Raw genomic sequence first — 15,118 nt, forward strand, 5'->3', positions numbered from 1 at the left:
CCGATGCTGCAGATCCCATGCCCCTGGTGCGGCCCTCGCGACGAGGCCGAGTTCCACTACGGCGGGCAGGCCCACGTCGCCTACCCCGCCGACCCGGCCGCGCTGTCGGACGAGGAGTGGGCGCGCTACCTGTTCTTCCGCGACAACCCCAAGGGCCCCTTCGCCGAGCGGTGGAGCCATGCGACCGGCTGCCGCCGCTGGTTCAACCTGGTCCGCGACACCGCCACCAACGAGATCCTGGAGGCCCGATGAGGCTGTCCACCGGCGGGCTGATCGACCGCGGCGGCACGCTGCGCTTCCGCTTCGACGGCCGCGAGCTGACCGGCCACCCCGGCGACACCCTGGCCTCCGCGCTGCTGGCCAACGGCGTGCGCCAGGCCGCGACCAGCGTCAGGCTGGGCCGCCCGCGCGGCATCTTCGCCGCGGGCAGCGAGGAGCCCAACGCGGTCGTCCAGATCGAGCGGCCCTTTCCCGAGCCGATGCGGCCGGCCACCACGATCGAGCTGTACGACGGGCTCGTGGCGAGCAGCCTGCCCGGCCGGGGCCGCCTGGCGTCTGAGCCCGACCCGGCCCGTTACGACGCCGTGCACGCCCACTGCGACGTGCTGGTGGTCGGCGCCGGCCCGGCGGGGCTGGCCGCCGCCCGGGCCGCGGCCGTGGACGGCGCCCGGGTGATCCTGGCCGACGAGCAGCCCCGTCCGGGCGGCAGCCTGCTGGGCACCACCGAGGACATTCCGGGCGGCCCGGCCGGGCAAGGCGGCCACGAGTGGGCGGCGGCGGTGGCGGCCGGCCTGGAGCGCCTGCCGGACGTCACGGTGCTGCGCCGCACCACGGTCTTCGGCTACTACGACGACAACTACCTCATGGCCGTCGAGCGCCGCACGGACCATCTCGGCGCCGCCGCCCCCGCCCACGTGGCCAGGGAGCGGATCTGGCGCATCCGGGCGGGCCGGGTCGTGCTGGCCACCGGCGCGCACGAGCGGCCCATCGCCTTCGCGGGCAACGACCTGCCCGGCGTGATGCTGGCCGGGGCCGCGCGCACCTACGCCGTCAGGTACGGCGTGCTGCCCGGGCGCCGGGCCGTGGTCTTCACCACGAACGACAGCGCCTACGAGGCCGCATTCGACCTGGCGGACGCCGGCCTGGAGGTGGCCGCGATCGTGGACGTGCGCCCCTCCCCCGGGCCGCTGGCCGAGGCCCGGCGGCGCGGCATCGAGGTGCTGGCCGGGCAGGCGGTCGAGGCCGCCAGGGGCGCGGTCGAGGTCTCGTCCGTCCTGGCCGGCGGGACCGAGATCGAGGCCGACCTGGTGCTGGTGTCCGGCGGGTGGAACCCGGTGGTGCACCTGTTCAGCCAGGCGGGCGGGACGCTGCGCTACGACGAGGACCTGGCCGCGCTGGTGCCCGGCGTCTCGCGGCAGCAGGTCCGCGTGGCCGGGGCCGCCAGGGGCGTGTTCACGCTGGAGGGCTGCCTTGCCGACGGCGCCGGGGACGCGGGGCCGGTGCCGCCGGGGCCCGGGGGGACGCCGTACTGGCTGGTGCCGGCGGACGACCTCGGCGGGCACTTCGTGGACCTGCAGCGGGACGTCACCGCGGCCGACGTGCTGCGCGCCACCGGCGCGGGGCTGCGCTCGGTCGAGCACGTCAAGCGCTACACCACCGCCGGGACCGCGCACGACCAGGGCAAGACGTCGGGGCTGCTGACCTCGGCCGTGGTGGCCCACGCGCTGGGCGTGCCGGTGGGCGAGGTCGGGATCACCTCCTACCGGGCGCCGTACACGCCGGTGAGCTTCACGGCGCTGGCCGGGCGCGACCGCGGCGCGCTGCACGACCCCGTCCGGGTGACGGCGCTGCACGAGTGGCACGCCGAGCACGGGGCGCTGTTCGAGAACGTCGGGCAGTGGCAGCGGCCGTGGTACTACCCGCGCGCGGGCGAAACCATGGAGGCGGCGGTGCTGCGCGAGTGCCGGGCCGCGCGCGAGGGCGTGGCGGCGATGGACGCCTCCACGCTCGGCAAGATCGACGTGATCGGCCCGGACGCGGGCGAGTTCCTCGACCGGCTCTACACCAACCTGATGAGCTCGCTGGCCGTCGGCTCGATCCGGTACGGCGTGATGTGCCGGGCCGACGGCATGGTCTTCGACGACGGCACCGTCATCCGCCTGGCCGCCGACCACTTCCTGGTCACCACCACGACCGGCAACGCCGCCGCGGTGCTGGACTGGATGGAGGAGTGGCTGCAGACCGAGTGGCCGTCGTTGCGGGTGCGCCTCACCTCGGTGACCGAGCAGTGGGCGACGGTCGCGCTGGTCGGGCCGCGCTCGCGCGAGGTGCTCGCGGCGCTGGCGCCCGAGCTGGCGGTCTCGGCGGCCGACTTCCCGTTCATGACCTGGCGCGAGGCCGAGGTGGCCGGGATCCCCGCCCGGGTGTGCCGCATCAGCTTCTCCGGCGAGCTGGCCTACGAGATCAACGTGACCTCCTGGGACGGGCTCCGCCTGTGGACCGCGATCATGGACACCGGCCTGGTGACGCCGTACGGCACGGAGACCATGCACGTGCTGCGGGCCGAGAAGGGCTACCCGATCGTCGGCCAGGACACCGACGGCACCGTCACGCCGCAGGATCTGGGCATGTCGTGGGTGGTGTCGAAGAAGAAGCCCGACTTCGTGGGCAAGCGCTCCCACGCCAGGGCCGACAGCTCGCGTCCCGACCGCAAGCAGCTCGTCGGGCTGCTGCCGGACGACCACGGTTTCCTGCTGCCGGAGGGCGCCCACCTGGTGGCCTCCGCCGAGCTGCCCGAGCCGCCGGTGCCCATGCTGGGGCACGTCACCTCCAGCTACCGCAGCGCGGCGCTCGGCCGCACGTTCGCGCTGGCCCTGCTCAAGGGCGGGCAGTCGCGCCACGGCGAGCGGCTCTACGCGCCCGTGGGCGACGCCATGGTGCCGGTGACCGTCACGTCTCACGTCCTGTACGACCCCGAAGGAGCGCGTCGCGATGGTTGAGCGCAGGAGTCCGGCCGGGGCGTTCGCCGGCCGTTTCGAGGCGGCCTCGCGCGGCGGGGCGCTGACGCTGCGGGAGATCCCCTTCCTCACCCACGTCAACGTGCGGGTGGACCCCGGGGCCGATCTCGGCGTCCCGCTGCCGGTCGAGCCGAACACCGCGGTCACCTCCGGCGAGGTCACCGCGGTCTGGCTGGGGCCGGACGAGTGGCTGGTGATCGCGCCGCCCGGATACCGGCCCGAGCTGCTGCGCAAGGAGCTCGGCGAGCGGCACGGCTCGATCGTGGACGTCTCGGCGCAGCGCACCACGCTGTTCGTCGGCGGACCGAAGGCGCGCGACCTGCTCGCCCACGGCTGCTCACTCGACCTGCATCCGCGCGCGTTCGGGCCGGGCCGGTGCGCGCAGACCATGCTGGCGCAGGCGCAGGTCGTGCTCGTGCCCCGGGAGGACGGGTTCCTGGTGCTGGTGCGCTCGTCCTTCGCCGCCTACCTGGCGGAGTGGCTGCTGGACGCGGCGGCGGAGTACGTGACGTGAGCATCGGGGTCTTCGACCTGTTCAAGATCGGCATCGGGCCGTCCAGTTCGCACACGGGCGGGCCGATGGCCGCCGCGCACAGGTTCGTCCGGGGGCTGCGCCAGGACGGGCTGCTGGAGTCCGTCGCCCGGGTCGAGGTGATCCTGTACGGCTCGCTCGGGCTGACCGGCAAGGGCCACGGCAGCGACAAGGCCGTGCTGCTCGGCCTGTCCGGCGAGAAGCCGGAGCTGGTCGACGTGGACTCGGTCGACGCCCGGCTGCTCGCCATGCGGGAGTCGGGCACCGTGTCGCTCGCCGGCACGCACCCGGTGCCGTTCGTGGTCGGCGAGGACCTGGTCTTCGAACGCAGGATCTCGCTGCCCGGCCACCCCAACGGGATGCGCTTCACCGCCTTCGGCGCCGACGGCGGGGTCCTGCGGGAGAAGGTGTACTTCTCGGTCGGCGGCGGCTTCGTCGTCGACGAGACGGCCGCCGGGGCGGACCGCATCAAGGCGGACGACACGGTCCTGCCGTACCCGTTCACGACCGCGGAGGAGCTGCTCAAGCACTGCGCCAACACCGGGCTGTCGATCTCCGGGCTGATGCTGGAGAACGAGAAGGCCTTCGGCCGCACCGAGGCGGAGATCCGCGCGGGCATCCTGGAGCTGTGGCGGGTGATGACCGAGTGCGTCCGCCGTGGCATCGCCTCCGAGGGCGTGCTGCCCGGCGGGCTGCGCGTGCGCCGCCGCGCCCACGGGCTGCACCGGCGCCTGCTGGCGGAGGCGCCGGAGAAGGACCCGCTGCACGCGATGGACTGGGTGTCGCTGTTCGCGCTGGCGGTCAACGAGGAGAACGCCGCCGGGGGCCGCATCGTCACCGCGCCCACCAACGGCGCCGCGGGCATCATCCCGGCGGTGCTCACCTACTACACGCGGTTCGTGCCCGGCGCCGGCGACGACGGGGTGGTGCGCTTCCTGCTGACGGCGGCGGCGATCGGCGTGCTGTTCAAGGAGAACGCCTCGATCTCCGGAGCTGAGGTGGGCTGCCAGGGCGAGGTGGGGTCGGCCTGCTCGATGGCCTCGGCCGGGCTGACCGAGGTGCTGGGCGGCACGCCGGAGCAGGTGGAGAACTCCGCCGAGATCGGCATCGAGCACAATCTGGGCCTGACCTGCGACCCGATCGGCGGCCTGGTCCAGATCCCGTGCATCGAGCGCAACGCGGTGGCCTCCATCAAGGCGATCGCCGCCGCCCGCATCGCCCTGCGCGGCGACGGGCGCCACTTCGTCTCGCTGGACAAGGCCATCAAGACCATGCGTGACACCGGCCGCGACATGCTCGACAAGTACAAGGAGACCTCGCGCGGCGGCCTGGCCGTCAACGTCATCGAGTGCTGACGGAGCCGGCCAGCAGCCGCAGGTTCTCGGCCTGGGCGGAGCCGGGCGGGGCGTGGTAGACGGTCAGGGACTGCTCGGGGTCGTCGGGCAGCCGCAACGACTCGAAGGAGAGCGTGAGCTCGCCCAGCAACGGGTGACGCAGGCGCCGGGTGCCGTGGTTGCTCTCCTTCACGTCGTGCCCGGCCCACAGCCGGCGGAACGTCTCGCTCTTCACCGACAGCTCGCCCACGAGCGTCAGCAGCCGCGGATCGTCGGGATAGCAGCCGGCGTACAGGCGCAGAGCGCCGACCACGTCGGCGGCCTTCGCCTCCCAGTCCGCGAACAGCCGCCGATGGCCGGGGTCCAGGAACACCAGCCGGGCCCAGTTGCGCTCCTGGGGCGGCAGCCGGTCCCAGTCGCCGAACAGGGCCGCCGCTATCGGGTTCCAGCCCAGGATGTCCGAACGGGGCCCGGTCACGTACGCGGGGATCCCCTCCAGGGAGGCCAGCATCTGCCCGAGCGCGGTGCGCACCTGCTGCAGCGGCGGGGGCCCGTACTTCCTGCGGTCCCGGCACTTGACCAGGCGGGTGAGGTGCTCGTGCTCGGTGTCGCTCAGCCGCAGCGCGCGCGTGATCGCCCCGATCACCTCGCCCGACACGTTGTTGCCCTTGCCCTGCTCCAGCCGCGTGAGGTAGGCGACGGACACGCCGGCGAGCTGGGCCAGCTCCTCGCGGCGCAGCCCCGGCACGCGCCGGTGCCGGCTGAAGACCGGCAGCCCGACGTCCTCCGGCCGCAGCCGCGCCCGCCGGCTGCGCAGGAATTCGCCGATCTCGCTCATAACCCCCGATAGTACGCACACGACGACGAACAAGGCTGACCCTGCCAGTAGTAGGAACAGCGGTCGTACGCGGAGCGGGGTTCTGGGCGATCCAGCCGGGCTGCGGCAGGCTCGATTCCCCTGATCACCACCTAAAGGGGGATATTTCAATGTTTGTCGCTCAGCGCAACGGCCGTCCTGCGACCGCCGAGGAGTTGGCGCCGCTCGCCTTCGCCGGCTACGCGCATTTCACCGCCATGCAGGTGCGCGGAGGCCGGGTCCGCGGCCTCGACCTTCACCTGGAACGGCTGCGCCGCGCCTCGATGGAGTTGTTCGGCCGGGCGGTGCCCGACGATCGGGTGCGTTCCTACCTGCGGGCGGCGCTGCGGGACGGCCCGGCCGGCGTCTCGCTGACGGCCACGGTGCATTCACCGGCGGGCGAGTTCACCGTGGCCGAGGGGGAGCCCGAGGTGCTGGTCCGTACGGGGCCGGCGGCCTCCGGTCCGGCGGGCCCGCTGACGCTGGCGGCGGTCGAGCACGAACGCTTCCTGCCCGCCGTCAAGCACGTCGGCGAGGTGGCCAAGACGTACGTCCTCCGCCAGGCCGCCGGCCAGGGCTTCGACGACGCAGCCTTCGTCGACCGCCGCGGCCGGCTCAGCGAGGGCTCGATCTGGAACCTGGCCTTCTGGGACGGCACCGCCGTGGTGTGGCCCGTGGCCGAGATGCTGACCGGGACCACGATGGCCGTCGTCCGCCGGCGGCTCGATCGCCTCGGCGTCCCCCAGCGCGCCCAGGAGATCACCCTCGCCGACCTGCCCGCCCTGGCCGGGGCCGTGGTCATGAACTCGTGGACGCCGGGCGTGCCCGTCCACCGGATCGGCTCCGTGCCCCTGCCGGAGGCCGAGCCCTTCGTACGGTTGCTGCACCGCGCCTATCAGGCCGAACCGCCGGCCGCCCCCTGATCCGTCCCCTCCGCCCGGATGTCCAGGACCTCCAGGAACGCGGCGGCGGCCGGTGACGGGCGCCCCCTGCTCCAGATGAGGTGCTCCACCCGGGTGGGCGGGTCGCGGAGCTCGACGACGCGCACGCCGGGGAGTTCGGGCGCGAAGGCGGCGGGCATCATGGCGATGCCCAGGCCCAGCCGGACCAGCCGCGCCATGAGGTCGGCGTTCGTGATCTCGAAGGCGACCTCACGGCCGACGCCGGCGGCGGCGAACGCCTCGTCCGACTGGGCGCGCGCGGCCGTGCCGGCGGGGAAGTCGACGAACACCTCCTCCGACAGCCGGTGCAGGTCCACCCCGGCAGCCTCGTCCGGCTGGTCGGCCTGTGGGTCGGCGAGGGGGTGGCCGGGCGCCACCACCGCGACCAGCTCGCCCCGCGCCAGGACGAGCCCCCTGACGCCCTTCGGCCGCACGCTCGGCGGCAGCCCGAGGAACGCGATGTCCAGGGCGCCCTGCCGGACCTGCTCGGCCAGCTCGTCGCTCGCCCCGACGCGCAGCGTGATCCGTACCTGCGGATGGCGCACGTGAAAGGTCTTCAGCGCGCTCGGCAGGTCGACCGCCGTGACGGTGGGGATGGCGCCGATGGCGAGCCGGCCGCGGAGCTCCCCGGAGGCCGCCGCCACCTCGGCGCGAGCCCGTTCGGCGGCGTCGAGGGCCTGCCGGGCGGCGGGCAGGAACGCCTCGCCGGCGGGGGTCAGGGTGACCCGGCGGCTGGTGCGGTCGAAGAGCCGGGCGCCCAGCTCCCGTTCCAGCCGGGCGATCTGGTGGCTCAGCGCGGACTGGACGACCCGGCAGCGCTCGGCGGCCCGGGTGAAGTTCGCCGTCTCCGCCACCGCGACCACATAGCGCATCTGTTGCAGCTCCACGGATCAATCGTGGATCACGATCGCCTGACGTGACAAATATGCGTCGGGCTCATTGATCGTCCAGGTCCCGCAGGAGACCGGCCCGGCGCGTCAGTAGGTGGCGCGGCCGCCGCTGATGTCGTAGACGGCGCCGGTGGAGAAGCTGACCTTGTCGGAGGCCAGCCAGGCGATCAGTTCGGCGACCTCCTCGGGCCGGCCGATGCGGCCCATCGGGATGAGGCTGGTGATGTGGGCCAGGGCCTCGGGGCCGGTGGTGGCGTTCATCGGGGTGGCGATGACGGCCGGCGCGATGGCGTTGGCCAGCACGCCGCTGGTGGCCAGCTCCTTGCCGAGCGACTTGGTCAGCGCGATGACGGCGGCCTTGGAGGCGGAGTACGGCGCCATGTTCGGGTTGCCGTCCTTGCCGGACATGCTGGCGATGTTGATGATGCGTCCCCAGCCGCGCTCGCGCATGCCCGGGACGAAGGCGCGGCAGGTGTGGAAGGTGCCGTAGACGTTCACCTCGAAGGTGCGCCGCCAGCCGTCCGGCGGGATCTCCCACAGGGGCGCGTTGGGGCCGACGATCCCGGCGGAGTTGACCAGGATGTCGACCGGCCCGACCTCGTCGGCGGCGGCCTGCACGGCGGCGGCGTCGGTGACGTCGAGGACGAGGTCGGCGCCGTCGGCGATGTCGGCGGTGATGATCGAGACGCCTTCCTTCTCCAGCCGGAGGGCGGCGGCCTTGCCCAGGCCGCTGACGCCTCCGGTGATGAGGGCGGTGCGGGAGGAGGTCATGAGGTCCTTTCATTCCAATAGTTGGAACGAGGATTTATCTTATGGAAGTTGCTTGCGAGATTAGCCGATACCCACTTCCCGCAGGAAGCTCCCATGGAGCAGAACTTCCAGTTTTCGGAACAGTGGTCTAGCGTTCGGAACATGTTGGTATCTGTGCCCCGCCCCGGGAAACCCGTCCGCCACACCGACGTCAGCGACCGGCGCCCGCAGATCGTGGGGGCCCGGTAGTGCGCGCGCTGGTCCTGACCGGCCCGGGCAAGGCCGAGGTCCAGGAGGTCGAGCCGCCGGTCGCCGCGCCCGGGCAGGTGGTCGTGGACATCGAGCGGGCTGGCGTGTGCGGCACCGACATGGAGCTGTTCACCGGCGAGATGAGCTACCTGCACACCGGGCGGTCGTGGTACCCGCTGCGCCCCGGCCACGAGTGGTGCGGTCGCGTGACCGACGTGGGCGAAGGCGTGGACGCCGGCTGGCTGGGCCGCCGCGTCACCGGTGACACCATGCTCGGCTGCGGGCACTGCGAGCGCTGCCGAGCCGGCCGCCACCACGTCTGCGCCGAGATGTCGGAGATCGGCATCAGCCTCGGCCGCTCCGGAGCGCTGGCCGAGCGGCTCGCCTTACCGGCGACGGCGCTGCACGCGCTGCCGGACACCATGGACCTCACGCTGGGCGCGCTGGTCGAGCCCGGCGGCAACGCGCTGCGCGCCGTCCAGGGCGCCGGCCTGCGGCCCGGCGAGCGGCTGCTGATCCTGGGCACGGGTGCGATCGGCCTGCTGGCGGCGCTGTTCGCGCGCTCGCAGGGGATCGAGGTCCACCTGCTGGGCCGCGACCTCGATGGGCTGCGCCTGGCGCAGTCCCTGGGCTTCGCGGGCACGTGGACCCGGCCGTCGCTGCCGGAGCTGCGATGGGACGCCGTCATCGACGCCTCCAACGCGCCCGAGCTGCCCGCGCTCGCGGTCGACCTCGTCGAACCGGCCGGCCGCGTGGTCTACATCGGCCTGGCCGGCACCCCGAGCACCCTCGACACCCGCGCGCTGCTCCTCAAGGACGTCACCGCCGTCGGCATCCTCGGCGGCTCGGCCGCGCTGGCGGGGACCATCGCCGCCTACGCCGACGGCTCGGTCGACGCCCGCCCGCTCGTGGCCGCCACGGTCGGCCTGGCCGAGACCGCCGACATCCTGGCCGGCCACCGCCCCGCCGACGCCGGACCGGGCCCGAAGATCCACATCGATCCGCGACGATGAGCCCGGCGATGCCGCACCTGTCAGTCGCTGATCTCAGGACAGCCCGGCGGCTCCACGATCTCGACGCCGATGGGCGCCACGGTCCCCGCCTTCACGTCCGACGTGTAGCCGCCCGGCGCCGTCGCGTATGGATCCGGGTCAGGCGGGAGAAGCGCCTCTTTCCGCAACTCCTCCTCGAACCAGCCGTCGGCATCAACGAGTGGCCGCACTCGACAATCCAACGGGGCGGCCGTGCCGAGCGCCGGCACCGCCGCCAGTGCCAGGGCCAGCAGGCAGGCCGTACTCCGTCGCATCGGTAAAGGCACGCGCGCTTTCGCAGTCATTTGACGGGACAGACTAGCAGCCCTTGATCGGATCCGACGGCATTCTCTTCGGTAAAACGGCGGAATTTCCATTGTTTGACAGGTTTCGGTCCGCACTCTACTCTCCTCCGGGAACGGAAGCGCGGATACGGGGGGCTGCATGCGCGTATTCTTGGGCGTGGCCGCGAAACGCCACAGGGTGGATCTCAGCCGATATCTCTCCGTGGCTCGTTCGCATATCGGTGACGTATTTCCGGTGCCATTGGAAACCATTGACACCGACGAATGGGCCGGCGCGGGCGCCGCGTTGCTCGCCTGGTCCAATGAGGAAGGCGCCGATGAACGCCCGCCGCTGATCGTGCGGGACGGCCGTGGCGGCCTCGTCGTGAGCGGCACGCTCGCCGCGCAGCGGGACGTGCGGCGCCTCGCTCAAGCGCCCGGACTGAGCGAGGTGATGGCGGATCTCTCCGGTTGTTTCTCCGTGATCCGGGTGGCGGCGGAGGAAATTCAGGCCGCCACCGCGAGCACCCGGGCCCATTCCGTTTTCCACGCCGAGAACGACGACGTGCACGTGGTGGGAAACCGCGCCCTGCACGTGCACCTCGTGGCCAACGGGGGAAAGGTCACCTGGCACGAGGTCGCCCTGCAAAGCATGGTCCGACAGGGATACTTCTTATCCGATGAGACTCCTTACCGAGGGGTGACGGCGCTCGGGCCGTCCTCCGTCGTCACGGTGAAGGACGGCCGCGGGAGCATCGCGGCGCGTCCGCTGCCGGCGGCGCAGCCGGTGCCGGCCTCGGCGAGAGCCAGGCGCAGGGCGATCACGCAGCTGAGCGACGCCCTCGTCGCCGCCGTCGAGCCGCTGCGGGCCGTCTCCGAGCCGGTGAACCTGGCGCTGACGGGCGGGCGCGACAGCCGCCTGATGGCCGCGCTGCTGCACGCGGGCCGCGTCCCTTTCCGGGCAACGACCAACGGGCTCGACACGCACCCGGACGTGATCATCGCGGGCGCGATCGCGGCCCGGCTGGGCATCCAGCACACGGTCATCCCGCCCGTGCGGACCGAGGCGAAGGACGCCGTCCTCGTCCCGCACCCGAGCGCGCGCACGTATGAGGTCGTCCGCGCCTGCGAAGGCATGACCTCCGCGTACGAGAGCATCGTGGACTACCGGCCGTACTCCACGATGCCGACCATGTCCGGGCAGAGCGGTGAGATCCTGAGAGGCGGTTTCCTCTACAGCCAGGGGCAGACCACCGACAAGGCGATGCGCCGCAGGGTCAGTGACTTCTTCCTCAAGAACGAGCCGTTGTTCACCGGCGAGGCGAACGAGCACGCCCGCGACCTGGCGGAGCCCTGGCTGCGCCGGGTCGGTGAGAATCCGTGGGAAGTGCTCGACCACCTGTACGTCACCTACCGGGTGGGACGCTGGCACGCCGCGGCCCGGGTCGGGTCGCTGCGGCGTGGGGATCCGGTGCAGCCGTTCCTCGACAACCGCGTGGTGGTCGAGGCTCTTTCGCTCGATCAGCAGTGGCGCCACTCGGAAGAGGTCGTCTACGAGCTGATCAGCCGGCTGGCCCCCGGGCTGCAGAAGATCGAGATGGAGGGCAAGCCCTGGCGTTTCCAGGCCGGGCAGGCGGACAAGCCGCGCAGATGGTGGCAGCGGAAGCCACCCGAGGCGACCCCCGCCACGCCTGCCCCGAAGCGCGGGAACAACTGGAACTGGCGCACCAGCCCAGGGCCCCGCCTTTCCGCCCTGCTCGCAGAGTTCGTGCTCGAACGCGCCGACGCTCTGGCCCCCCTCGTACGCGGCGACGAGTTGAAGGCCTTCTTCTCCGAGCCCGTGGTGAAGCAGCCCGCGCTGGCCTGGAATCTCTATACGGTCGCCGCCCTGCTCACCGGAGTCTTCCCGGGAGAGCCCCCGACGGGCACGGATCCGGTACGCATCGAGATCCCGCAGCTGTAGGGCGCGGCGGCCCGACATTGAGTAGGGGCTACTCATGCGCGGCCGGGCCCAGAAGCCGGACGATCCTCCGCAAGGCGAACTCTCCTGGAGGAAACGACCGTGAGCTTCAACCATGGAGCGAGAACGTGGCGCCGGCGGCTCGCGTCCGGGGCGATGGGCGCGCTGCTCGCCGCATCGATCCCGGCCCTGACCACGCCCGCCGCGGCGGCGCCGGCCCCGAACATCTCGCTGACCTTCTCCATCGACTATCTCTTTCAGATCGAGAACCCGGACGGCGGGGGCCTGAAAGACGGGGACTACTACCCGAAAGTCCAGATCGCCGACGGGCCCATCGAGGTGGGCCCGCGGATCGAGGACGACGAGTTCTCGCCCAAGGGCCTGCCCGAGGCGCCCAACGGCTGGGTCTTCACCAAGTCGGACCTGCCCGGCGACAAGCCGACCGTGGACATCACCGTCAGCTTGTGGGACTGGGACAGCGCCCTCAACACCAATGACGACAGGATGGACATCAGCCCTCAGCCCCAGGACATCGAGCTGAACCTCGTCTACGACTTCCGCTCCCGGTCCCTGTCGGGGGACGGCATCGTCTTCGGCACGCCGTGCATCGATTCCACCGGCGACTTCAAGGGCCAGAGCTGCGTCGAGGGCAACGGCGACCACGGCTTCCCCAAGGACAACGACGGCAGGAGGACCAGGCTCGGCATCACCGTCAGCACCGATCCTCCCGACACCGACCAGGACGGCATCCCGGACATCGTCGAACTCTCGGGGATCCGCGACCGCAACGGCACGGTTCTCGCCGACCTGCCGGCGCTGGGCGCCGACCCGTGCCGTAAGACGATCATCCTGCAGGTCGACTACATGGCCGACGCCAGGCACTCCCACCAGCCCAAGGGCGACGCGATCACCCTGGTCAGGAACGCCTTCAAGAACGCTCCGGTCCGAGCGGCGAATCCGTGCCCGTACGGCGCACGCCCCGACGGCGTCGACTTCGTCTACATCCCGGGCGCGCGGCTCAACGAACAACCGGCCATCGGGCTGGTCAACGACACCGAGTTCGTCTCCGCTCGCAACGACCACCTCCGCCAAGAGCTGTCCCTGTACGCGCACTATGCGATCTTCGGGCACGACCTCATCGTCAGCCGCGAGGACGGGGACAAGACCGAGCCGGGGATCTCAGGCGAGTGCTGCGAGTTCCAAAGGGACAACAACAAGGACTTTCTCGTCACCCTCGGCTCGTGGCGGACCACATGCGTGGCGGACTTCGGCGTCGACTACGGCGGCGACGGCGTCCTGCAGACGAAGCCGGCGGGCGACGACAAGATGGTCGGCACAGCGATCCGGGTGGGCGGCGACGGCACCTGCGACACCACCAGCACGCATCGCACCGACGTGCAGGTGCTCGACACCGGAACGGGCAAGGCCGACGCCGAGGTCGGCACCGTGCAGGACCAGGCCGGCACCCTCATGCACGAACTCGGGCACGCGCTCGGCCTGGCCCACGGCGGTGCCCTGCCCCAGGGCGACGACCCCGACGACAACTTCAAGCCCAACTACCCCAGCGTCATGAACTACTTCTTCCAGTCGGGCATCCCCAACAGCCCGCCGCCCCTGCTCGTCAACGACATCGGGATCTGGAAGACCGGGGCGACCCGCATCGGGTATTCGACCGGGAAGCTTCCCGGCCTGGTCGAGAGCTCGCTCCTGGAGAGCAACGGGATAGGCGACGGCACCGACTACACGTTCTGGATGACCGACAACCTCGCCCACCCCGACAGCTCCGTCAGGCCCTGGCGAGCGGGGATCGGCAACGGACCGCTCAACTGGAACGACAACACCACCACGGGCACCGGCGTCCCGATCATCGACTCGACCCGGGTGAGCGTGGACATCAACGGCAGCGGTGACAAGACCACCCTCACCGATCACAACGACTGGGCGGCCGTCAGGTTCCGGGCCGGCAACTCGCCCGACAGCAGGGGGCGGGCCTGCAGCAGCTACCCGGTGAGCGCGCCGACCTGCAAGGGGACCGGCGGAAGTCCGGAGAGCGAGCTCGACTTCGCCACCGTGCTGCGGCAGGAGGTCTCCTTCTTCAACCAGTACGACCCCGACATCGCCACGACCAAGAGCGTCGACAAGCGCGACGCCGAGCCCGGTGACACTCTCACGTACCAGGTGAAACTCGACAACGTCGGCACCGGCGCGGCGACGGCGATCGCGCTGACCGACACCCCGCCCGGCGGCGCGGCCCAGACGCGCCAGGTGCCCTACCTCGGCCCGGGAGTGTCCACGACCGAGACGCTCACCTACGCGATCCCCTGCGACACCGCCAACGGGACCGTCCTGACCAACACGGCCACGGCGACCGCCAAGGACACCGGCGGCGGAGCCGAGGCGAACACGGCGAACAACACCGCCAAGGCCGAGACCACCGCGCACGCCCCGAAGCTCACCCTGGCCAAGACCGCGCCGCGGACGGTCAACGCGGGCGAGGCCATGACGATCGACCTGAAGGTCGTCAACGCGGGCAGCGGCACCGCCACCGATGTGACCCTCACCGACACCCTCCCGGCCGAGGTCGCCTACAGCCGGGCCCTCGACCAGGGCACCGGGCCCAAGCCCTCGTCGGTGACCGCCAACCCGGACGGCACGACCACGCTCACCTGGTCGCTCGGGTCGATCGACGGCGGCGCGACCTCCGGTGTGCGGTTCACGGCCCGGCCCGGCCTGCTGTTAGCCGCCGGGGACGAGCTGCCCGACGTCGCCTCGGTCTCGTACCGGAACGGGAACGGGTGCGTCTACGAGCCGGTGACCGCGACGGCCTCGACCACCGTCACCGAGGTGCCGCCCACCCGTAACCCGTGGCCGCAGCTGTCCTGGCAGCTGCACCCCGACCGGCAGAGCGCCGAACTGCTGGCCCGGATCCAGGCGACCGACTCCCGCTTCGACGGGGCCGACGGCTCGGCCCCGGACGGCGCGCTGACCCGGGCCGAGGTGAACGCGGTCTTCGGCCTCTCGATCAGGCAGCCGGACCTTCTCCGGGCCCAGCTGCTGACGACCTACCTCAACCTCGCCGACCGGCGGATCAACGCGGCGACGAAGATCTCCTCGCTGGTCGCCGCCGCGCTGGAGCTGAAGTCGGTGGCCCAGGCCGCCCGCCACGCGCAGGCCACGCTCCTGCTGCCGGACGACCTCGCGCACCTGCTCACGTATACCAAGGCGACGACCGTACTGACCGAGATCAACCTCAACCTGAGCGAACGCTACTGAG

Annotated in this window: 12 protein-coding genes; 8 read left to right on the top strand and 4 right to left on the bottom strand. The window is 71.8% G+C overall.

Features of this window, described 5'->3' with window-relative positions:
- The first annotated feature begins 3 nt into the window (after nt 1-3).
- Genes AB0L65_RS06435 through AB0L65_RS06450 form a run of 4 tightly spaced genes read left to right on the top strand, consistent with a single transcriptional unit; the run spans nt 4 to nt 4,904 of the window.
- The gene (locus tag AB0L65_RS06435) at nt 4-252 is read left to right on the top strand and encodes a sarcosine oxidase subunit delta (protein WP_364241043.1); all 249 of its coding nucleotides are present in this window, start codon (nt 4-6) and stop codon (nt 250-252) included.
- A complete protein-coding gene (locus tag AB0L65_RS06440; protein WP_364241046.1) occupies nt 249-2,999 on the top strand; it encodes a 2Fe-2S iron-sulfur cluster-binding protein in 2,751 nt (916 codons plus the stop codon). Before AB0L65_RS06435 ends, AB0L65_RS06440 begins: the two co-directional genes overlap by 4 nt.
- Nucleotides 2,992-3,531 (top strand): sarcosine oxidase subunit gamma family protein, encoded by a 540-nt coding sequence (locus AB0L65_RS06445; RefSeq protein WP_364241049.1) that lies wholly within the window; start codon nt 2,992-2,994, stop codon nt 3,529-3,531. Before AB0L65_RS06440 ends, AB0L65_RS06445 begins: the two co-directional genes overlap by 8 nt.
- Nucleotides 3,528-4,904: an L-serine ammonia-lyase gene (locus AB0L65_RS06450; RefSeq protein ID WP_364241052.1), complete on the top strand. Its 1,377-nt coding sequence runs from the start codon at nt 3,528-3,530 to the stop codon at nt 4,902-4,904. Before AB0L65_RS06445 ends, AB0L65_RS06450 begins: the two co-directional genes overlap by 4 nt.
- On the opposite strand, the gene AB0L65_RS06455 is transcribed toward AB0L65_RS06450, so the two are convergent.
- Nucleotides 4,891-5,721: a helix-turn-helix transcriptional regulator gene (locus AB0L65_RS06455; RefSeq protein WP_364241055.1), complete on the bottom strand. Its 831-nt coding sequence runs from the start codon at nt 5,719-5,721 to the stop codon at nt 4,891-4,893. The genes AB0L65_RS06450 and AB0L65_RS06455 overlap by 14 nt on opposite strands.
- Before the next feature lie 149 nt (nt 5,722-5,870).
- On the opposite strand from AB0L65_RS06455, the gene AB0L65_RS06460 reads away from it, so the two are divergent.
- Entirely contained in the window at nt 5,871-6,662 is a 792-nt protein-coding gene (locus AB0L65_RS06460; RefSeq protein WP_364241058.1) for an aminotransferase class IV family protein, read from the top strand.
- On the opposite strand, the gene AB0L65_RS06465 is transcribed toward AB0L65_RS06460, so the two are convergent.
- Both AB0L65_RS06465 and AB0L65_RS06470 read right to left on the bottom strand, forming a co-directional pair.
- Nucleotides 6,635-7,567, bottom strand: coding sequence for a LysR family transcriptional regulator (locus AB0L65_RS06465; protein ID WP_364241061.1), 933 nt, complete (start codon nt 7,565-7,567; stop codon nt 6,635-6,637). The two genes, AB0L65_RS06460 and AB0L65_RS06465, sit on opposite strands and share 28 nt — an antisense overlap.
- Nucleotides 7,568-7,657: 90 nt before the next feature.
- Nucleotides 7,658-8,341, bottom strand: coding sequence for an SDR family NAD(P)-dependent oxidoreductase (locus AB0L65_RS06470; RefSeq protein WP_364241063.1), 684 nt, complete (start codon nt 8,339-8,341; stop codon nt 7,658-7,660).
- Nucleotides 8,342-8,568: 227 nt separating this feature from the next.
- Here AB0L65_RS06470 and AB0L65_RS06475 point away from each other — a divergent pair, with 227 nt between their 5' ends.
- Nucleotides 8,569-9,582, top strand: coding sequence for an alcohol dehydrogenase catalytic domain-containing protein (locus AB0L65_RS06475; protein ID WP_364241066.1), 1,014 nt, complete (start codon nt 8,569-8,571; stop codon nt 9,580-9,582).
- Between the two features lie 20 nt (nt 9,583-9,602).
- Here the strand turns inward: AB0L65_RS06475 and AB0L65_RS06480 are convergent, their stop codons facing one another.
- A complete protein-coding gene (locus AB0L65_RS06480; RefSeq protein WP_364241068.1) occupies nt 9,603-9,875 on the bottom strand; it encodes a hypothetical protein in 273 nt (90 codons plus the stop codon).
- A 265-nt stretch (nt 9,876-10,140) separates the two neighbouring features.
- Between AB0L65_RS06480 and AB0L65_RS06485 the strand changes: the two genes are divergently transcribed.
- Nucleotides 10,141-11,847: an asparagine synthase-related protein gene (locus tag AB0L65_RS06485; RefSeq protein ID WP_364241071.1), complete on the top strand. Its 1,707-nt coding sequence runs from the start codon at nt 10,141-10,143 to the stop codon at nt 11,845-11,847.
- Between the two features lie 99 nt (nt 11,848-11,946).
- Entirely contained in the window at nt 11,947-15,117 is a 3,171-nt protein-coding gene (locus AB0L65_RS06490; RefSeq protein WP_364241074.1) for a CARDB domain-containing protein, read from the top strand.
- Nucleotide 15,118 lies beyond the last annotated feature (1 nt).

It is taken from the genome of Nonomuraea sp. NPDC052116 (assembly GCF_040680035.1).
Classification (GTDB): Bacteria; Actinomycetota; Actinomycetes; order Streptosporangiales; family Streptosporangiaceae; genus Nonomuraea; species Nonomuraea angiospora_A.